Raw genomic sequence first — 20,218 nt, forward strand, 5'->3', positions numbered from 1 at the left:
CTTTGAGTTAGAAGCAGCCCTCCGTTCGGGATGTTGATGCCCAACCGCTCTTATACCGCCGGAAGCCAGTTTAGATATGGGTTTAATGGGAAGGAAAATGATAATGATGTTAAAGGAACCGGAAATCAGCAGGATTATGGGATGAGGATTTATGATGTAAGGTTGGGGAGGTTTTTGAGTGTGGACCCGATTACCAGTGACTATCCATCATTGACACCTTATCAATTTGCAAGCAACACACCTATTTGGGCCACTGACTTAGACGGCTTGGAGGCGAATTTCAGTAATGCCAAGGTTCAACGGGTAGAATACACTGACTACAAGCAGGGTACATTAATAAATATTCTTGGAAACGGTAAGGAATTTGGAGCAAACGCAGGAGTTAGTGCATGGAATGGATTAGTTGACCTGTCAGAAACAGGTGTCAACATGTTTTCAGGAAAAGGTAGAGACAAGATTATGAGAGAAACAGTAGAACCAGCCGTCAATGCATTTATTCAGTTTCAAATGATGAGTCCTGATCAGCAGTTAACCTTATTTAAACAACTTGCATCTGATCCTAGAACATGGGAAAATATTGTTGGAAATTTCGCAATTGGTGGTATTTTCAAAGCTCTTCCGAAAATAAACGTTCCAAACTTCCTTAAGACAGCCGTTAGTCCATTTACACGTTTATCAGAAAGTTTTAAATTGGGGTCTGCTTCAACAAAAATAAACTTTTTTAGAGATGTGCTCGGAGTTAAAAAAACACAAAATATCGCAATTTTAGAAGGTCAAATAGGGAACACTAAAATATTCGATATCGGAGTAAGCGGAGAGAATGCAATTGGAACAGTAGGTATGCCTTCAAAGAGATTTTTTAAAACAAAAGTTGTTAAAGGATTTAATCGTGCGTTTGACTCAGAAGTGAAATTATTAGAAAATTTCGCGGAATTAAATCAAAATAATAAACAAATATCTGGAACATTAAGATTAATTTCAGAACGAATTATTTGCGACTCTTGTGATGATGTAATCAGCCAATTCCAAAAAATGTTTCCGAATATTAAAGTTGAAATTGTACATGGAATTAAAAAATAAGTTATGGATATAGAACAATTAAAAGATTATTTAATCCAAAAGGGATGCAAATTAAAGGGATGTACAAAAAAAGAGATTTACAAAATAGAAGAGGTTTACAATGTTGCACTTCCTAAAGCTTATAAACGCTTTTTAGAAATTATGGGTAAAGGGGCAGGGAATTTTATGCGAGGGTCATCAGCATTCTATAATGAGATATTTGACTTAAGAGAAGAGAGTATTGAACTTGTAGAAAAGAGCTTTGGGCGAGGATTGCCAGAAAATTCATTTGTGTTTTTTATGCATCAAGGGTATCAATTTGCTTTCTTTTATGTCCAAGGCTCTGAGGATCCTCCTGTTTATTATTTTTCAGAAGGAAGTCAACAAAGCGAATTTATTGAGCTCACACCATCTTTCACTGATTTTCTAGTATTGCAGACTGAAGCTTCAGGTTTATAAATTAAAGGTATAACTTTTTATGATTTAATGAATATCAGATCGTAATAGTAGTACCCAACGTTGGTTCCAGAATGATCTATTGAACTTCAACTTGCTAGTTCAATAGGCCGAGACCGGCGCATACTAGGATTCTAGAAAATTAGCCTTCAGGTCGCGGCTACGTGGACCTGAATTCAGAAATTCTTCCCCAAGTAGATTATTCAACTCTCGCACCAACCAAACTCCAAAACTTCCTACTTTCATTGTAGTTCTTTGAGTTCAGCGTTCGTTCGTGATTGATGCCAAACCGCTCTTATGCCGCCGGAACTCAGTTTAGGTATGGGTTTAACGAACAGGAGAAAAGCAATGAATTAAATGATAACCATTATACTGCACAGTTTTGGGAGTATGATTTGTAACTATTTTTAGTTTCTTACAAGTGAATAAAAGTGTTTCATACACTTTCATTTAAAACTGTCCATTTTTTGGCTCTGATTTGAATAAATTTTATAAAGATGAACAATGCATAAACTTAGATTCTAAACTTTTAAATCAGTGTTATTATATGAAAAAAACTTTGAGGGGTCAAAAAGGGCACGTCTACAATCCATTTTTCGATTCAATAAAGGCATAGTAAACCAGCCTTCTAAGCTAAATAAACTGCAATATAATTTATTGCTAAATACAACTAATATTTATGACCCAACTGATTCAAAAATTTCATTTGGGAAAAATCTATAATCGAAAAAATCGCTATTCCCAATCAATTCTTTACTTCTCCATAATGAATCTGAAGTCTTTGTAATTTCTATTGGTATTATATACGATTTTTCAGATGAAACTGACATATCATTATATATCTTGTCGCCGTAATCTAAATAATCTCCACCCAAATGATATAGTGTTTGAGGCTTTGAAAAATTTAAAACTTCATACCTCTTACCTTCAATGAATACGTCAAGGAAAAAAATCTTCTCCATAACTACATACGCAAAATTTAAATAGCGAATTTTAGCTGACTTATTTAAATCATGATGTACAAGGCCTAAATTTACATACGGTACTATTAAACTATTGTTTTTTAATATTACATTTTTATAACTAGACTCGAAAGAGTCTATATCTCCTAGTTCATAAAAAGTATTCATCTTGAGGTGATTTTATCGTGTTTTAGAATTTGTTTTTTTTGTCAATTTAAGTTCAATCATTTGTCCTTTAATAGGATCCCCATCCGTAGTTTTATGCCCCTCATTAGAATAGTTTGGATTGGTCTCAATTATTTCAAAATCTTCCAAGCCTTCAGCTTTACCATTATAGATCTTGTTAAAATATGAATTTGATTTTGTTCCTCTAACGATAATTGTTCCTCCTTCTTTTATCTGATCTTTAACATATTTAATAAAATCCGCTCTTGGGTTGTCACAAATTATTTCAGCAACTGAACCGTTTGGAAAATATTTTCCGAATGATTCTACATTTGTTGTAATTCCTGTTTTTGAAACATTTGCTAGATCAAAGTTTATCCAACCTTTGCCATATCTGGATGTTGGACCGCCCATCAAATCAACTTTAACTTTTGGTAAGTTATCTTCAAATGCTTCAGGAAAACGAAAAAGAAGATAAAACTCTGTTATTCTCCAAGTACCATAGCCTATTCCAATCAAGTTCTCTTCCTTTGTTCTATTGGGGATACCTAAAGTCCAGATAACAGGTTCTGTTGTAACTGATTGAATTGACTTGGAGATACCCAATGAGAAATTTAAAGCTCCAGCACTAAAAGCTCTCACTGCATAATTTGGATTTTTTAATGCTAAAATCGTAAAGGACTTTACATTTTGAAAAGCTGATTTATAAGTTTGCGATGAAACCATTGTTTTTACTGAAGAAGATGACTCTTTTACACCTTTTTTTATGCCCTTACAAATAAGCGAAATTGAACTAGTACTTTTCTTTTGTTCTAATCCATCTAGATCAACATTAGATATTGGTTCATTTTCTGCATAGGAAAAAGGAGTATTCCAAGGATATTCTATAGTCAATGGATCTACACTCAAAAACTTCCCAATTCTCGGATCATAAATCCGCATGCCGTAGTCTTGTTGGTTTCCGGTTCCTTTTACATCATTATCATTCTCTTTCCCATTAAACCCATACCTAAACTGGCTTCCGGCGGTATAAGAGCGATTGGGCATCAACATCCCGAACGGAGGTTGTTGGCTAACTCAAAGAACTACACTAAATGTAAGAATTATTTATTGAAATTCTGGAAAAGTTGATTGTAGAGGTATCGGAAATTCTGTCATGTGTTCTGGTACAGTGTTTACACACTATTGAATAATGTGACTTGTTAATACTCTAATTATTCAAGTATTAACACATGCCCCGTATAAATACCTACAATTTCAGTGAGAATATTCTATAACTTAACAAACTGTAGACTAGAGGTATATTCTTTGAATTATTTGTATAAGCTAATAAAGATGAGCTGGTTCAGATTCACTGTATAAACGGCTTATTTATACCTGTTAGTGGTATATGTGCGATTAACTAAATGAGTTAATTTCAATTATGAAAAGTTGTTATTAAAGCTTGCTGATATAAAAAGTAGCCCCACCGAGGCGGGGCTGAGATTTTCACAAGTCGGTTGTAAGTATTGGATTTTTAAATTTTGAATAAACTTTTCATTAACTATTTTTAATGCAAACAAAAAAAGTGGCCTCTCAGCCACTTTCCATTTTTATATATTCTCTTTTTAATTCTTTATTGCACCTTATTGTCCACTAACAACGTTGTTCGGGCGCCCATTTCGCGGGCGATGCGCATTACGGCTACTACATCGTCGAGGGGAACAGTTTTGTCGGCGTTGATGGCAATGGTGGCTTGGAGACTGTCTTTGGCGATATAGGGCTGAATGAAGGCTTTCATTTCAGCAAGGGTGATCTGCTTTCCATTGATGATATAGGCACCGCCGGGTTTGATGTTTACAATCACCGATTGCTTGGCCTTGGTATCACTCTTTGCCTTGGGAACCGATAGCTTGATGACGTTCGGATTCGCGAGGGTGGATACGATCAAAAAGAAGAACAACAAGATGAACAGGATATCATTCAATGCACCTGCGTGCATCTCCTGTCCGCCTTTGAGCTTTTTTTTCAGGTTCATGCTTTTTGTTTTTCGTATTAACGAGTGGGTTCTTGTAAAATATCGAGGAATTCCGCACTAGAGGCTTCCATCTTGTTCACCGTCTTGTCTATCTGCGCTGTTAGGAAATTATGTCCTACATAAGCCAACAAACCAATGATCAAACCACTGGCCGATGTGATCATCTTGGTGTAGATACCACCCGCAATTTGTGCCGGTGTAAACTCACCCGATGAGTTGATATTGTAGAACAATTGCAACATACCAATGATGGTTCCTAAGAATCCAAACATGGGAGCAATACCGTAGATCAAAGAAAGTATCGACAGGTTGCGTTCCATTTTATACACTTCCAGCTTGCCCACATTTTCCATGCTTTTCTCAATGCTTTCAATAGGCTTCCCAATGCGCTGCAAACCTTTGTCGATCATTTTTGCAACCGGATTGGGCGTGTTCTTTGCCAGCGAACGTGCAGCAGAGATATTACCGGTGAAGATATTGTCGCGAATAATATTCATGAAATTCGGATCAATATTGCTGGCTTTTCTGATGGCGATCAAACGCTCAAAAAAGAAGAACACAGATACTACGAATAAGAGTCCGAGAGGAATCATGATCGGTCCACCATTCACCAACATGTCCATTAAGTTCATGGTGGGGGCTTGGGCAGGAGCGGCATTCATCGTTTGTCTTAGAGAGTCGGCTAAAGAGCTTCCTTGGCTCGTAGGGATTTGAAGAAAAAACCAATTCATCCGGTATAGTATTTAGTACTGTAAAAGTACTCAAATGTGTGCCTAATTCGATTTTAGGTCGTTTTTTTTTCCTAAAACTTTGTTACAAATGAATTCGTGAATTTCACCGCAACGTGCGCAAAGGGCGCAGAGGTGTCGCAAAGGCTTTGCCAGACTGCGTTCTGTTGGATCGGCGATTTTGGAGAAGTCAACTGAAAATAAAAAAGCGACGAATGCTATTCATCGCTTTTTAGGAATATCAAGAGATAGAACTGACTATTGAACAGAGAAGGCATGTACGAGCTCGTCTTTCGAGCGGCCTCGGTTGGCTACTACTTCAGTGCTTAAGGCAACAGTACGACCTGCATACGGATTATCGAGCGTTACCGATACAAAGAAGAACTGTGTTCCTTGAATTTCTTCCGGAACGGTTACGTTGAGGATCGATAAATCGTTGTATAAGGTCATCGGTGCCTCTTGCAGTACTTCACCGGTAAGATTGTTCTTAAGCGTTAAGGTAGCAGTTTGCACATCATCGCCCACTACTTTGTAAGGAACAAAGAAGGTAACGGTTTCACCTAAATTAACAACGGTGTTTTCTGCGCCAATGGAAACTTTTGATGGAGTAGTTACTACAGGATAGATGCTGGCATCAAGACTGGGTTCAACTTCATCGGGTGCCAAGTAGTAATGTGCACTGTTTTTTGTACATGATAGCACTAGGGTGGTACAGCACAAAAGTGCGTAGATCGCAAATGAGTTTTTCATAAAGGGTACTGTTAATTAAGTTCTCGGTTCCGACTAAAGATCCGTTGAACAGCAACAAAATACAAAGCGATGTTAAAATATGCAAGTGGGTGGGGATAAGTTTATCTGAAGTGGTTGGTTATCAGTGTGATATATCTTTTTTTGACCACAGATTCAGAAGATTTTCAATACAAGATAGCACAGATTAGTGGTCGCATTCCAATCAGCCTCTAATTTGTGCCAATCTGTTTTAGTTCGGTTATCAGAGGTAAAAAAGACAAGTAGTTTGCTACACCCACTCTTTGTGTAACTTCTTTCTCTTCCATAAACTTTGCGAATCCCAAGCAGCGAAGCTGCGCAATCCCCATTAACTATGAACTTAATAACTCAAAATTTGATCTAAAGGTTATCAGTAGTAAAAAAACAGGTAGTTTGAAACACCCGCTCTTTGTGTAACTTCTTTCTCTTCTATAAACTTTGCGAACCCCAAGCAGCGAAGCTGCGCAACCCCCATTAACTATGAACTTAATAACTCAAAATTTGATCTAAAGGTTATCAGTAGTAAAAAAACAGGTAGTTTGAAACACCCGCTCTTTGTGTAACTTCTTTCTCTTCTATAAACTTTGCGAACCCCAAGCAGCGAAGCTGCGCAACCCCCATTAACTATGAACTTAATAACTCAAAATTTGATCTAAAGGTTATCAGTAGTAAAAAAACAGGTAGTTTGCTACACACTTTCTTTGTGTAACTTCTTTCTCTTCTATAAACTTTGCGAATCCCAAGCAGCGAAGCTGCGCAAAACTCAAAAACTTAAAAATTCAAAAACTCACAACTCTCCTGGCTTCTCACTCACCCAACTCAACGCCAATGCCAACTGCTCTTTCGGCGTGAGGGTGGTATTATCGAGCACAATGGCGTCTTCTGCTTTGCGGAGTGGACTTACTTCACGGTGAGAATCGATATAATCGCGGTGCTCCAAATTTTGACGCACTTCATCCATGGTTACGTTTGGGTTCTTTTCGTAGAGTTCGTGGTAGCGGCGTTTTACGCGCACTTCATTATCGGCCGTCATGAACAGTTTCAATTCGGCGTTAGGGAACACTACGGTGCCAATATCTCTGCCATCCATTACAATGCCTTTGCCGGCACCCATCGCTTGTTGTTGTTTTACGGCGAATTCACGCACTTCTTTGATGGCAGCAATTTCAGATACTTTTTCAGCTACTACTAAATCTCGTATAACGTATTCCACGTTCTCGCCATTCAAATACATTTCACTGGAACCGTTTTTATGGTTGGCCTGGAACTCTAATTTGATGTGCTGTAGGGCGTCAATTACATCATCGTGATTGTTCCAATTGGTATGGTTGCGTAAGAAATAGAGGGTGATGGCTCGGTACATAGCGCCTGAATCGATGTACACATAGCCCAATTCTCTCGCCAATTGCTTGGCCAAAGTGCTTTTCCCACAACTGCTCCATCCGTCGATGGTGATGATGATTTTCTTGTTCGCCATAGAGAACACAAAAATGCCGCAATCCATTTTAGTTTCAAAATGAAATTGCGGCAAAAATAATGTAGTGGTAGACGGTAACGTGACGCACTACGGTCAGTCACCTGGTTTTCATATCTATTGGATTTTATTCCAGAATTCGGTGGGGATCATCCTCGCGAAGAGAAAACGGCCACGAAATTCCATGCTAACGCAGGGACTGGGTTTATAACGAAGAAGGGGTGGGGGATAGTATGAGTTAGGCATTAAAAATTAAGGGTAGGGGATTTGAGAAAGAACAGGGGGAGGAACAGGGGGAATACAGGAACGAGGATAAGAGGAGGCGAAGTGAGAGGAAGTAACAATTGGATAATGTGAGGGTTTGAGAATATGATAATGAAATACAGGGGTTGAGTCAACGTTGCGCTGTCGCTGCGGCCGCCGCGCCGCTGCGGTGGATATTTTTTTGACCACGGATTCGCACAAATTATAACAGATTTACACAGATTAGGGGCTGAGTATTCTGTTATACTCTACGAATATTGGACTCTAATCTGTGGTATCCGTATTTAAAATCTGAGTTATCTGTGGTTTCAAAAACCCTTCGCGACATCTCCGCGCTCTTTGCGCTCGTAGCGGTGAACACTCCGGCAGACTCACCTACAAAAAAAGCCGCCTCTTACGAAGCAGCTTTTATTTTTGGGGGCTGACCTATCTAAGCATTTGATGTTTCTTTATTCGAACTTTTGAGAGTGAAGCGCAATTTGGAATTTTCTTTGTCCAAATCTGCCAGCATCACATCTCCCGGTTTGATGGTCATGTTCAGAATTTCCTCTGCTAAAGGATCTTCGAGGTATTTCTGAATGGCTCTGTGGAGCGGACGCGCACCAAACTGTTGATCGTATCCTTTCTCAGCAATGAATTTCTTCGCTTCTTCAGTCAACTCTAAGGTAAAGCCTAAGCTTTCCAAACGTTTCATTACACCTTTCATCAAGATGTCGATGATACTGAAGATGTTTTCTTGCGACAAAGAATTGAAGATGATCACATCGTCGATACGGTTCAAGAATTCAGGAGAGAAGGTTTTCTTCAGCGCTTTTTCAATTACTGCTTTGTTGTTTTCTTCCAAATTCTGCGTACGTGCGCTGGTAGCGAAACCAACACCGTCTCCGAAATCTTTCAATTGACGCACACCAATATTCGAAGTCATGATAATCGTAGTATTCTTAAAGTCTACTTTACGACCCAATCCGTCGGTCAATTGTCCATCGTCCAATACTTGGAGCAGGATATTGTAAATATCGGGGTGAGCTTTTTCAATTTCATCCAACAAGATTACAGAGTAAGGCTTGCGTCTAACCTTTTCAGTTAGCTGACCACCTTCTTCATAACCCACATACCCCGGAGGAGCACCCACCAAACGGCTCACGGTGAACTTCTCCATGTATTCACTCATGTCGATGCGAATCAAAGCATCTTCAGAGTCGAACATGTATTTTGCGAGAGAACGTGCCAATTCGGTTTTACCCACACCGGTAGGTCCGAGGAAGATAAAGGTTCCGATTGGCTTTTTAGGATCTTTCAATCCCACACGGTTTCTTTGGATGGCTTTTACCACTTTCACAATGGCATCGTCTTGTCCGATCACCATTTGTTTCATATCGTCGGCCATTTTGCGAAGCTTCTCTGTTTCAGCCTGCACCATCTTTCTAACAGGGATGCCGGTCATCATGCTCACTACTTCTGCAATGGCTTCATCGTCGATGGGGTAGCGTTTGTGTTTGCTTTCTTCTTCCCATTTCGCTTTAGCAGCTTCTAGTTCTTCCTGCAATTTCTTTTCAGTATCGCGCAAGGAAGCTGCTTCTTCGAATTTCTGGCTCTTCACCACTTTGTTCTTTTCCACTTTCACATCTTCGATCTTCTTTTCAAGATCAAGGATTTCCTTGGGAACATTGATGTTTTTCAAGTGAACACGAGCACCCACTTCATCCATTACGTCGATGGCTTTATCGGGTAATAAACGATCGGTGATGTAACGATCACTCAATTTCACACAGGCGTCGATGGCCTCTGGAGAGTACGTTACGTTATGATAGTCTTCGTATTTACTTTGAATATTGGTGAGAATTTGAATGGTTTCGTCTACACTTGGTGGATCTACCATTACTTTTTGGAAACGACGATCGAGGGCACCATCTTTTTCGATGTACATGCGGTATTCGTCGAGGGTAGAGGCACCAATGCATTGGAGTTCACCTCTTGCCAAAGCCGGTTTGAAGATGTTGGAAGCATCCAATGAACCGCTGGCACCACCGGCACCAACAATGGTATGGATCTCATCAATGAAAAGGATCACATCTCTGTTCTTTTCCAATTCATTCATGATGGCTTTCATTCTTTCTTCGAACTGACCTCTGTATTTGGTACCGGCAACAAGTGCGGCAAGGTCGAGAGAGATTACACGTTTGTCGAACAACACACGTGATACTTTTCTCTGAACGATGCGCAATGCCAATCCTTCTACGATGGCTGTTTTACCTACACCGGGTTCACCGATGAGGATGGGGTTGTTTTTCTTTCTTCTTGAAAGAATTTGAGACACACGTTCAATTTCAGCTTCACGCCCTACGATGGGGTCGAGGGAACCGCTTTCTGCCAATCGAGTGATATCTCTACCGAAATTATCGAGTACGGGTGTTTTGCTTTTTGCAGCAGCACCACCGCGTGCTTTTTGTTGAGAATATTTTTTCTCTTCATCGAATTCGTCTTCATTCTCGTCGGCGTATTCGCTACGCACGTCGTTGCTTTTTACAACACCGAGTTCATTTCTAAATAAATCGTAATCCACGTCAAATTGATTTAAGATTTGAGTTGCCACATTTTCTTTATTCTTCAAGATGGAAAGCATGAGGTGTTCGGTTTCTACCGTTGGACTTTTGAGTGCTTTTGCTTCCAGAACGGTAACCCTGATAACTTTCTCCGCTTGTCTTGTTAGGGGTAAACTGTTGATGTTGGCAATGTTTTTACCGGTTTTATCTTTAACCGCCAGTTCCACTTCTTTACGCAATTCATACAAATCAACATTGAAGCTTTTGAGAATGCGTACTGCTGTGTTTTCTCCCTCTCTTATCAAACCTAACAGTAAGTGTTCCGTTCCGATAAAATCATTTCCCAGCCGCAAAGCTTCTTCCCTGCTGAAAGAGATGATCTCCTTTACCTGGGCTGAAAAATTGTTATCCATTTTTTTATAATTAATTGTGATTGATACAATAATAACGAATATTTTTGACTTGCCCGGCCGCCTTATTATTAACGGCTGTGAACAACTAAAAGTGTGTTATGCTGTTCAAAATTGATACCAAGGAGAAATTCCATGTCATAACAATCCAAGAAGCTCACCTTGCTGCTAATATGACAGCGGAGCTAGAGAATTGTTTAGTTTCGAATTTGGAAAAAGACGTTAAAAATGTGGTGCTGAATTTGGAGTCCGTTGGTGCTGTGGATACTGAGATCGGTGAAAGCCTCGTTCAACTGCAACAACGATTTTACGAAAACGGTCATTCTTTTGTCATCTGCAACCTGCAAGCCCCTGTGGAGGCTGCTTTAGATAAGGAGAACTTATTAGAACTCATGAATGTTACCCCTACTGAAAGTGAGGCATGGGACATCGTTCAAATGGAAGAGATTGAACGAGAATTCTTGAGCGAAGATCCTGATGGATTGGAATCCTGAGACCGAAAAAATCCGTAATTTATTCTAGTACGACAAGTTGGCCGAATTAGTCATGAAGAAATACGCTGTAATAGTAGCCGGAGGTTCCGGATTGAGAATGGGCACCGCTGTACCCAAGCAATTCCTTGACTTGCAAGGCAAGCCTGTTTTGTGGCATACACTTACCAGTTTTCTCGATGCATTTCCAGACTTAGAGATCATTTTAGTGTTGCCGCAGGCGCATGTAGAAACCGGTTTAGACATCATTCATTCCACCTACGATCCTCAACGAATTTGGATCACCACAGGCGGTGAAACACGATTTCATTCGGTGAAAAATGGTCTCGATCATATCCACCATCATTCGGTCGTATTTGTGCACGATGGGGTGCGTTGTTTGGTGACTCCTGAGTTGATTCGTAAATGCTACGAAGCTGCTTTGGAAAAAGGAAATGCCACTCCGGCAATAGCTGCTGTTGATACCATTCGCATTGAAACCGTAAGCGGCAATGAAATGGTTGACCGCAATAAAGTGCGCATCATTCAAACGCCTCAAACGTTTTACAGCGATATCATCAAGGCTGCTTTTGAACAAGACTATGATTCTGATTTCACCGATGAAGCAAGTGTAGTAGAAAGATTGGGTGTGAAGATCCATCTAGTAGAAGGCGAAAGCACCAACCTGAAAATCACCAGACCCTTGGATATTTTGATTGCGGAGAAGATTTTGGAGGAGAGGGAAATGGAGTAGGAATTAAGAATTAAGAAGTAAGAATTAAGAAGTAAGAATTAAGAATTGAACAGCCGAGCTAATTAATAATTAATAAGTAATAATGAAACAGCCGGCAGTCAGGTTGATTGAAATTCGGAGGATAATCTGTGTAAATCCGTTCAAATCTGTGCGAATCTGTGGTCAAAAAAATCCGAATTCTCAATTTTATATTTAACCATCAAAATTTTCAATCAGTTTACTTTACCGCAAAGAAACGAAGAACGCAAAGTTCCGCAACGAAAACCAAGCGACTCCTTCGCGATCTTTGCGGGCTTCGCGGTGAACACCCCAAGCGGCGAAGCTGCGCAAAACTTAATAACTTAAAACTCAATTACTCAAACCCCCTCTTTCTACTTCTTAAACCTTTTCAACAACTTCGCCCAGAACGGTAAATTATTCACCCGAATCGCCGGATAGGTTTCAGGATGTGCGCCGAAGCTACTGTAGAAAAATGCAACATTTCTTTGATCCGATCCTTCGAAATCCAGTGTGAGCCCTTGTTCTGAGTGTTCTTCAATAAATCGGTCAATCAAAAAATGAGAAGCCCCCATGGTTTTACTATTGGGATGGTTACCCACCAAAATATAATAGGCACGGTTATGCGAAAAGAGGTATACACATGAAGCTACTAAGTCTTTATTCGGACCAAACACGCCACAAGCTTTTGCCTTTTTCTCCTGATAAAGTTTCATGAATAATTTTCGAAAACGATAGTAATCGTGTTCTGTATATTCCTTTCTAATTTCGTTTTGAATTCTTGATAGTTCAATTACTTGATCAACCGAGATATCGTTATTATATGTACAATTGAGTTGTACTGCTTTCTTGATATTACGTTTCACATTGTCTTTGTACCCCTGTTGAATTTCCTGGTAAGATTTGCTTAAGTCTAGAACAAAATTGTTGCGTAAAAGTGATTGACCGCTGGTATGCGGAACGCCGTTGCCCGGATTTAAATCAATTTCAATGAGTTTGAAATCATCCGGTATTGCGTTGTAGAATTGCTGAATAAGGGTGGGTGGGAAATCTGTTCCAAAAGCGCCCAAAGCCGCTGTGAATGGGGGTTGGTAGAGATAGTGAATCCCAAATTTGCGGTTCCAAGTAAGTGGCATTACGTATTCATAATCGCCGTATACCAATGCATCCCAGTGTTTCGACATACGATCCAAATAGAACGAATACGCATATATAACACCGTTAGTAGCATTGTCGATACATTGATCCCATTTTTTCACATCTAACCGATCTCTGGAAATGAATTTAACGCGACTCATACAATTATAAAGGTAGCGATTTGCCTAAAAACTTTTTAAGGGTCCAGTGTTGAATGTCGATACTAAAACTCAATTTTTTCAAGAATTTGTTTTCTTCCGGAACTGATTTCAGATTATCGGAGAAGAGTTTGCTGTATACCAAGGGGGCATACACATTGATCGCGCCTTTGAACAGCGATAGTTGCAAACCACCTACGTATAGAAAGCGCGTAGTATTGTTGTTTTTGTCCCAAGCTTCTGCGTAAGTTCCGGCATCCAAAAAGAGTTTGAGGGGAATGAATTTGGGTATCAAGGCCGGGGGTAGGCTTGTTGTAAAGTTGATAGAAGCGATCCATTTTTCACTGCGACCTTGAAGTCCTTGGAAAAGGTCGGTTCTTAATTTCAATCCACCGTCGCGCATCATTATTTGCTGGGATGCAAACCCGGTGGTTTCTTCTCTGCCAAAAAAGTAATTACTGTAGGTATAATCTTCATAGCCTCTTACTGCCGTTAATTTCGGTTGGAAGGCTAATGTGTTGAAAGCCTTGGTGCTAGTACGTTTCCCAATAAATCCAAAACCGGCAGCAAATACGCGCACATTCATACCACCATATTTCTTATAATTGAAAAAGTAGTTTCCGGTGGCGTTGAGTCGGTAGAAGTCCTTTCCTTGTTGAACTTGTAATTTTAAGTCGTAAGGGTACAATGCTCTGCTATCACTGAGAGAATAGGTTAATTGTTGAATCGAAGTGAAGCTACGTTTCGTGAGTTCGGGGTGATAAGTGGTATCCGATTTTCTCAGCACATATTTGAAGCCCGTATTACCCAAAATGAATGCTTTGAATTCGATCCATTGTTCCCTGGTATCTTTGTTCAAACTATTGCCGAAATACCATTTAAAGCCCGGTACAATTCGAATCACATTGCTGGAAATCGCATTATTCAAACTATCGACACCACTATTGGTGCTAAACTTCATACCCGATAAACTCCATATTTTCTTATTCCCCGATCCTTCATAGTTGGTATAAGAAAGCCGAACCGCACCATTGAGTGATTTTGATTTGAATCCATACAGTGGCGCAATCAACCAGTTGAATTTCGTTGGTAACGGGTTGTAATTGTGTAGCAACAACCCGAGTTGTACACCGTCGTAATTGTTGAAACCAAAAGCAGGACTAGCAGACCAAATATTGTATCGAGGTAAATTGTTGATGTTCTTGAACAGCCCGAATTTTAGTGGGCGATGTGTTGATATGCTATCGGGCGCCGCCGTTCCATTCAGATAGCTCCAGCTTGCAGCTACTGTTGGACCTCCTTTGGCCTCTAGTATGCGTAGAAAATCTTCCGGTTGTGGATGTTTGTGCTGCCATTTTTGAAAGTATTCTTTGAAGACTTCCATCAATTTTTCCTTGCCCATCTTTGCTTCAATGGATTGGAGCCACAAACTTGTTTTACTATACGATAGTACCAAATAGTTGAAGGGGGTGAGAGAATCGGTAACCGTGTTTATTGGTTGAGATCTTCCAATAAGACTGGTATAATTCAAGATCATTTTTTCGAAATCAGTTCTAGAAGTACCTGCTTTTTTAGATTCATTTAGAATCATACGATCGAAATAGCTGTTGAGTCCTTCATCTAACCAGGGGTAATCGCGTTCGTTGGAGGCAAGTGCCGATTGGAACCAATTGTGTCCGGTTTCATGAATCAAAAGTTCATTCAAATCTGTTTTCGGGCGATCGGTGCGAATGGAAGTAATGGTTGGATATTCCATGCCGCCTTCTTCTCCAAAAGGAATAGACACGGCTGAAACTACCTGATATGGATATTCGCCAATAAGTTCGGAATGCTTGCGGAGACTATTTTTCATCAACTCAACACTGCTGTTCCAACCTTCTGCCTCTGAAGGTTCATAGAAACTGGATACTACTACTTCTTTGGACTGTAGCATACAGGTATCTGACTGCACCACCCATTTCTTACTGGCAAACCATGCGAAATCGTGAACTTGAGTTTGTTTGTATTCCAGTGTTTTGGATTCTTTAGCACTTGGTATCACCACCATTTTTACAGCCGGTGCTCCGGGTTTTTTTCGAACGAGGGTAGGTGCCGGCATTTTGAATTGAGCACGAGCATTCAACCATGCTTTTTCTTCTTCATTCTGTAGTAGTCCGGTTGCGGCAACAACATAGTTCTTGGGAAGACTGATCTTTACATCATAGTCGGCGAAATCACTGTAATATTCCCCCAATTCCAGATAAGGCATGGGATGCCATCCCTTTGAATCGTACACTGCCGGTTTTGGGTACCATTGTGTAATGGCAAAGGTTTCATCTTTGTATCCACTTCTTGAAAACCCCGCCGGAAGTTTCACATGAAAGGGGGTCGTAATTTGTACAGATGCACCCGGTAGGAGTGGTTCGTTAAGAAGTACCTTCACCACATCAATGTACAACGGATGGTCGGCTACTTTCAACGTTTGATTGTTCGATCTGAAATCGAGCTGATTGATATAACCTCGTTTGTCTTTGTCTGAAAAATAGAAGTCGGTTCTTCCTGTTCTGAGCATTTGCTCGCTAAAGGCAGTGCGGTCGTTTTTATAGGCATTGGGCCATAGGTGGAACCAGATAAAGCTGAGCGTGTCGGGCGATTGATTTTTATAGGTAAGTTTAAGAAATCCGTTCAATGATTTGTCTTGGTCATTCAAACTTACATCAATGATATAATGAAGTTGTTGCTGCCAATAGGACTGAGCCTTGGCAACACCCAATGATAGCAAGAGTAAGCAGGTAAGAATGGGGTTTTTCAATTTCAAGTTCTTTTGGGTGGCTTCTTGCACTATCGAAAATTTCCACGTTTTTTTAATAATTTAAACAGCTCATCTACATTTTTGCCACTTACTTCTTCTACAATTGCTTTAAAGTCGTCGGGATAAGGGTGTTTGAATTTCCAACGTTCGAAATAGGCCTTAAAAGCGCGGTCCAAAACGGATTTTCCCAGTGACTTTTCCAGCAAATAGCACCACACTGCTGTTTTCACATAAATAACGGTTCCATAGGCGTCTTTATTGGAAAAGTTTTCAGAAGAAGTTTCAATGGCTTGTTTGGCGACCAATCGGTTTAGAGCACCGTAGATTCGGTCTAAAAAATCATCTAACTGCAAGTCAGTGATATTAGTTGGCAATAGGCTTCCAATATAGCTATTATAGCGGTATTTATTGGCTTCGTACCAAAATTGAAAATAGCTATTCAGCCCTTCATCCATCCATGGATGGGTACGTTCGTTGGTTGCCAAAATCCCATAAAACCAATTGTGCCCCACTTCATGGGTAATTACGCCATCCAAAAACGGAATTGTTGACTCGGGGCTTGTGATCAGGGTAATCATCGGATATTCCATTCCCCCGCTAGAATAATTGGACGGGCCCTCTACTATTTGAATTACCGGATAGGGGTAAGGTCCAATTCTATCGCTGTAATAATGAATCGCACCTTTTCCAAACTCAATAGCCCTGCTCCAGGACTTATCTTGTTTATTTCTTTTGAAAACAAAGAGATCGATTGTACGATTATTGATGACAGCAGTATCGTGCTCAATTACTATGTTTTTACCTGCAAACCAAGCAAAATCGTGGACCGAATCGGCCTTGAATTGAAGCTGCTTCCTGCCTTGCAACGAAGGGTAGGGAAGGAAGACTGGTGAATTAAGGTATTTGAAATTGGAATCTCCAATGATTCGGTAGCGATCTAGCTCTTCTTGGTTTTGAAGCATGCCTGTAGCCCCAACCACATACTCTTGTGGCAGATCCAAGGTAACATCGAAAGATCCAAACTCACCATAAAATTCTCCTTGGTCTAAATAAGGAAATTGATGCCATCCTTTTTTATCGTATACCGCCGGTTTGGGATACCATTGGCATGCTATTATTTGATCTTTGGTATATCCGGATCTAGAAAAATAGGGTGGGAGCTGAACGGTAAATGGGGTTGAAAGAACTGTTTTCATCCCCGGCAATAATGGACTATTTAACTTGAGTAAAAGGATGTCTATATTCGGTTGACGGACGGTTTTGATTTTTTCTCCATCTTGTTTAAAGTCCAAGTCATCAATCCAACCTTTTAAGTTGATAGTAATATTTTCTTCTGAAGTCGTTTGTTCTTTTAGTTGGCGGGCTAAAGCGGTGTTTTGATCTCGGTAGGCATTGGGCCAAATATGGATATAAATTTGATTTAGGGTGTCCGGAGAGTTATTGATGTATTCAATTGATTCAAAACCGGTGATTTGTTTTTTTACTTCATCCAATCGAGCAGATATGGTGCTATTGACTTCTTGTTGCCAGTAATTGGATTGGCTCCAAGCAGCAAAAGGCAAAATGCAGGCAAGTATAATTATTAGGTACTGCTTCATGGCACTGTTTCAGCTATTAAAATATACTATTTGCCCTTACCTAGGAAGATGATTCGAAGGGTGTAGATCATGATTTTTAGGTCGAGGGCGAGTGAGATATTGTCGATATAAATTAGGTCGAATTTCATTCGCTCAATCATTTCTTCCACGTTTTCGGCATAGCCAAATTGAACCATTCCCCAAGAGGTGATGCCGGGTTTTACTTTCAATAAATATTTGAAGTAGGGTGATTTTTGCTGAATCTGTTCAATGTAATAGGCACGTTCGGGTCTAGGGCCCACTAAACTCATTTCTCCTTTTAAAACATTCCATAATTGGGGCAATTCATCGAGGCGCCATTTTCGCATGGTTTTGCCCCAGGTGGTGATGCGTTGATCTCCATCACTGCTCAACCGAGGACCATTCGGTTCTGCTTCTTTTACCATCGACCGAAACTTGTAGATATAAAAAGGCTTGCCTTTGTAGCCGATGCGTTCCTGTGAATAAAGAATGGGTCCCGCTGACGATAGACGCACGCGGATGGCGGTATACAGCAGCAGCGGACTTAAAAGAATCAAACCAAGTAGGGCTATCACCACATCAATCACTTGCTTAATGTTTTGCTGCCAGTTGGGCATTAAGCCCAGTTGAATGTCCATCAACACCGCACCCAATACATTACTGGTCTTTACCGAGCCGGAGAGGATGTCGAGAAAGTCGGGAAGAATTTTGATGTCAACATCCAAATCATTCAGGCGATTGATGAGGGCAAGAACAAGATCCTTATCTGTTTTCTCAAGTGCAATCACCACTAGTTTTATTTTCTGACTGGCAACTATGGATTCCAGTTCGTCGAGACTACCCAAATTGGGTAAAAAGTCTTGGATGCCATTGATAGGACCGGGTCCTGAGAGAAAGCCAACAAAACGGTGTCCGGTTTTTCTGAGGTCTAAAACCGATTCGTGGTAAACTTTGGTAGCAAGTGCATCACTGCCAAGGATCAATGTATTGAATTGAACCGCGCCTGTCTCCAGTTGATTTTTAGTTCTATTGAGAATCAATCTACGCACCCACCAGGTGAAAAGAAATTGAGCAAAGAGGTAGATGGTATATGCTTTATAATAGTAGGTATAATTGTGTTGGGGGTCGTTGATTACAATTAAAAAGAAGATGATAGTGCCGCCAATTATACTACTCAACAGGCTCATACCGAATTCGGTGAGCCTTGATTTGTTGTAAAGCGACCGATAAGCTCCCAGTATCGCATGAAACATGATCCAACCGATAGGAATGGTTGCAATACCCATCCAAAATCGATTGTTTAAGAATAGATTGTGTTTTAAGAAAATGGGCTCTTGAAGTAAATAGCGGCGAGATACATACAATACAAACCATGCGAGTATGGCGGCGATATAATCGCCCAGCACGTACCAACTGATATGTAATTGTTTTTTATGCTCCATACCACGGCTACGCGAGTAAACTGTTTTGTTTGATTTTTGCCAGAATTTGATGGGCAATGTCCATTGCTCTAAAACCGGCAACTTCGTCTACTGGGGTAGGGGTATTGTTTACAATGGCATCACGGAAGCGTTCCAATTCCATTTTGATGGCATTCACTTCGGGAATCTGAGGATTCGCAACGGCTACGGTCTTCTTTCCACCGTTCGGCGTTTCTAAATCGAAGGTGAATGCCTCGTCGGTATCGTCCTCCGTTTTTTGTTTGATGATCTCCGTTTTCTTATTGAGAAAGTCGATGCCGATATAAGCGTCTTTTTGGAAGAGGCGCATTTTGCGCATCTTCTTCATTGAAATTCTACTTGAAGTAAGGTTAGCTACACAGCCGTTGTTGAATTCGATGCGAACGTTGGCAATATCAGGCGTTTCTGTCATCACCGCCACACCGCTGGCAGAAATATTCTTCACCTCGCTTTTTACAATGCTTAGAATAATGTCGATATCATGGATCATTAAATCCAAAATAACGCTCACTTCAGTACCTCTTGGATTGAACTGTGCCAAGCGGTGCACTTCCATAAAAAGGGGATTGAGCTTATGATTCTGTAAGGCTAGGAAGGCTGGGTTGAAACGCTCCACATGCCCAACTTGTAATTTCACGTTCGACTCTTTCACCAGTTTCACGAGGTCGCGCGCTTCCTCCATGGTATCGGCTAGGGGCTTCTCTACAAAAACATGTTTTCCTCTTTTGATGGCGGCTACACAAAGTTGGTGGTGGAAATTGGTGGGGGCCACAATATCTACGGCATCACAAAGCTCGATCAACTCTTCCGCATTCAGGTACCTGGGAATTTGGTAAGTCGCTTCCACAAGCTTAGCATTTTCATCGTTTGGATCGAAAAATCCAACTACCTCAACGCCACTGATTTCTTTCCAGTTATTTAAATGAAACTTTCCAAGATGGCCTACACCCAGAATTCCTATTTTAAGCATGGTAACGTGTTATAGCTACAAATATAAACAGGCCTCA

General features: G+C 40.4%; 16 protein-coding genes. 4 read left to right on the forward strand and 12 right to left on the reverse strand.

Features of this window, described 5'->3' with window-relative positions; genetic code table 11:
- Positions 1-30: 30 nt before the first annotated feature.
- Positions 31-1,080, forward strand: coding sequence for a deaminase domain-containing protein (locus ACQ2HE_RS04045; RefSeq protein WP_430901760.1), 1,050 nt, complete (start codon positions 31-33; stop codon positions 1,078-1,080).
- A 3-nt stretch (positions 1,081-1,083) separates the two neighbouring features.
- On the forward strand, positions 1,084-1,518 hold the full coding sequence (locus ACQ2HE_RS04050; protein ID WP_430901758.1) for an SMI1/KNR4 family protein: 435 nt from the start codon (positions 1,084-1,086) through the stop codon (positions 1,516-1,518).
- 674 nt (positions 1,519-2,192) lie between these two features.
- Here the strand turns inward: ACQ2HE_RS04050 and ACQ2HE_RS04055 are convergent.
- The 7 genes from ACQ2HE_RS04055 to ACQ2HE_RS04085 form a co-directional block, all read right to left on the reverse strand.
- Positions 2,193-2,645, reverse strand: a complete 453-nt coding sequence (locus ACQ2HE_RS04055; protein ID WP_430901756.1) for a hypothetical protein — start codon at positions 2,643-2,645, stop codon at positions 2,193-2,195.
- 12 nt (positions 2,646-2,657) lie between these two features.
- A complete protein-coding gene (locus ACQ2HE_RS04060) occupies positions 2,658-3,695 on the reverse strand; it encodes an RHS repeat-associated core domain-containing protein (protein WP_430901754.1) in 1,038 nt (345 codons plus the stop codon).
- Positions 3,696-4,257: 562 nt separating this feature from the next.
- Positions 4,258-4,659 carry an ExbD/TolR family protein gene (locus ACQ2HE_RS04065; protein ID WP_430901762.1) on the reverse strand — a complete coding sequence of 134 codons (402 nt, stop codon included), beginning with the start codon at positions 4,657-4,659 and terminating at the stop codon, positions 4,258-4,260.
- 17 nt (positions 4,660-4,676) lie between these two features.
- Positions 4,677-5,390 carry a MotA/TolQ/ExbB proton channel family protein gene (locus ACQ2HE_RS04070; RefSeq protein WP_430901764.1) on the reverse strand — a complete coding sequence of 238 codons (714 nt, stop codon included), beginning with the start codon at positions 5,388-5,390 and terminating at the stop codon, positions 4,677-4,679.
- 255 nt (positions 5,391-5,645) lie between these two features.
- The gene (locus tag ACQ2HE_RS04075) at positions 5,646-6,137 is read right to left on the reverse strand and encodes a hypothetical protein (RefSeq protein ID WP_430901766.1); all 492 of its coding nucleotides are present in this window, start codon (positions 6,135-6,137) and stop codon (positions 5,646-5,648) included.
- Between the two features lie 805 nt (positions 6,138-6,942).
- Entirely contained in the window at positions 6,943-7,632 is a 690-nt protein-coding gene (gene cmk, locus ACQ2HE_RS04080; protein ID WP_430901768.1) for a (d)CMP kinase, read from the reverse strand.
- Positions 7,633-8,323: 691 nt separating this feature from the next.
- The gene (locus ACQ2HE_RS04085; protein WP_430901770.1) at positions 8,324-10,849 is read right to left on the reverse strand and encodes an ATP-dependent Clp protease ATP-binding subunit; all 2,526 of its coding nucleotides are present in this window, start codon (positions 10,847-10,849) and stop codon (positions 8,324-8,326) included.
- A 98-nt stretch (positions 10,850-10,947) separates the two neighbouring features.
- On the opposite strand from ACQ2HE_RS04085, the gene ACQ2HE_RS04090 reads away from it, so the two are divergent.
- The gene (locus tag ACQ2HE_RS04090) at positions 10,948-11,340 is read left to right on the forward strand and encodes an STAS domain-containing protein (protein ID WP_430901772.1); all 393 of its coding nucleotides are present in this window, start codon (positions 10,948-10,950) and stop codon (positions 11,338-11,340) included.
- A gap of 52 nt (positions 11,341-11,392) precedes the next feature.
- Complete coding sequence (locus ACQ2HE_RS04095) at positions 11,393-12,070, forward strand: 2-C-methyl-D-erythritol 4-phosphate cytidylyltransferase (protein ID WP_430901774.1); 678 nt, start codon at positions 11,393-11,395, stop codon at positions 12,068-12,070.
- A gap of 371 nt (positions 12,071-12,441) precedes the next feature.
- On the opposite strand, the gene ACQ2HE_RS04100 is transcribed toward ACQ2HE_RS04095, so the two are convergent.
- From ACQ2HE_RS04100 to ACQ2HE_RS04120, 5 genes are read right to left on the reverse strand one after another with little or no spacing between them, the layout of a single operon-like run.
- Complete coding sequence (locus ACQ2HE_RS04100; protein WP_430901776.1) at positions 12,442-13,365, reverse strand: hypothetical protein; 924 nt, start codon at positions 13,363-13,365, stop codon at positions 12,442-12,444.
- Positions 13,366-13,369: 4 nt separating this feature from the next.
- Positions 13,370-16,183 (reverse strand): M1 family metallopeptidase, encoded by a 2,814-nt coding sequence (locus ACQ2HE_RS04105; protein WP_430901778.1) that lies wholly within the window; start codon positions 16,181-16,183, stop codon positions 13,370-13,372.
- Positions 16,183-17,751 carry a M1 family metallopeptidase gene (locus ACQ2HE_RS04110; RefSeq protein ID WP_430901780.1) on the reverse strand — a complete coding sequence of 523 codons (1,569 nt, stop codon included), beginning with the start codon at positions 17,749-17,751 and terminating at the stop codon, positions 16,183-16,185. The genes ACQ2HE_RS04105 and ACQ2HE_RS04110 overlap by 1 nt, the downstream gene beginning before the upstream one ends.
- A 26-nt stretch (positions 17,752-17,777) precedes the next feature.
- A complete protein-coding gene (locus tag ACQ2HE_RS04115) occupies positions 17,778-19,193 on the reverse strand; it encodes a sugar transferase (protein WP_430901782.1) in 1,416 nt (471 codons plus the stop codon).
- Between the two features lie 7 nt (positions 19,194-19,200).
- Positions 19,201-20,181: a Gfo/Idh/MocA family protein gene (locus tag ACQ2HE_RS04120; protein WP_430901784.1), complete on the reverse strand. Its 981-nt coding sequence runs from the start codon at positions 20,179-20,181 to the stop codon at positions 19,201-19,203.
- Positions 20,182-20,218 lie beyond the last annotated feature (37 nt).

The organism is Endoryza foliicola, assembly GCF_050589245.1.
GTDB classification, from domain to species: Bacteria; Bacteroidota; Bacteroidia; order Chitinophagales; family Chitinophagaceae; genus Endoryza; species Endoryza foliicola.

Excerpts from the sequence above, each read along its gene's own strand:
- ACQ2HE_RS04045 (WP_430901760.1), top strand. The coding sequence starts at position 31 with ATGTTGATGCCCAACCGCTCTTATACCGCCGGAAGCCAGTTTAGATAT.
- ACQ2HE_RS04050 (WP_430901758.1), top strand. The coding sequence starts at position 1,084 with ATGGATATAGAACAATTAAAAGATTATTTAATCCAAAAGGGATGCAAA.
- ACQ2HE_RS04055 (WP_430901756.1), bottom strand. The coding sequence starts at position 2,645 with ATGAATACTTTTTATGAACTAGGAGATATAGACTCTTTCGAGTCTAGT.
- ACQ2HE_RS04060 (WP_430901754.1), bottom strand. The coding sequence starts at position 3,695 with ATGTTGATGCCCAATCGCTCTTATACCGCCGGAAGCCAGTTTAGGTAT.
- ACQ2HE_RS04065 (WP_430901762.1), bottom strand. The coding sequence starts at position 4,659 with ATGAACCTGAAAAAAAAGCTCAAAGGCGGACAGGAGATGCACGCAGGT.
- ACQ2HE_RS04070 (WP_430901764.1), bottom strand. The coding sequence starts at position 5,390 with ATGAATTGGTTTTTTCTTCAAATCCCTACGAGCCAAGGAAGCTCTTTA.
- ACQ2HE_RS04075 (WP_430901766.1), bottom strand. The coding sequence starts at position 6,137 with ATGAAAAACTCATTTGCGATCTACGCACTTTTGTGCTGTACCACCCTA.
- cmk (WP_430901768.1), bottom strand. The coding sequence starts at position 7,632 with ATGGCGAACAAGAAAATCATCATCACCATCGACGGATGGAGCAGTTGT.
- ACQ2HE_RS04085 (WP_430901770.1), bottom strand. The coding sequence starts at position 10,849 with ATGGATAACAATTTTTCAGCCCAGGTAAAGGAGATCATCTCTTTCAGC.
- ACQ2HE_RS04090 (WP_430901772.1), top strand. The coding sequence starts at position 10,948 with ATGCTGTTCAAAATTGATACCAAGGAGAAATTCCATGTCATAACAATC.
- ACQ2HE_RS04095 (WP_430901774.1), top strand. The coding sequence starts at position 11,393 with ATGAAGAAATACGCTGTAATAGTAGCCGGAGGTTCCGGATTGAGAATG.
- ACQ2HE_RS04100 (WP_430901776.1), bottom strand. The coding sequence starts at position 13,365 with ATGAGTCGCGTTAAATTCATTTCCAGAGATCGGTTAGATGTGAAAAAA.
- ACQ2HE_RS04110 (WP_430901780.1), bottom strand. The coding sequence starts at position 17,751 with ATGAAGCAGTACCTAATAATTATACTTGCCTGCATTTTGCCTTTTGCT.
- ACQ2HE_RS04115 (WP_430901782.1), bottom strand. The coding sequence starts at position 19,193 with ATGGAGCATAAAAAACAATTACATATCAGTTGGTACGTGCTGGGCGAT.
- ACQ2HE_RS04120 (WP_430901784.1), bottom strand. The coding sequence starts at position 20,181 with ATGCTTAAAATAGGAATTCTGGGTGTAGGCCATCTTGGAAAGTTTCAT.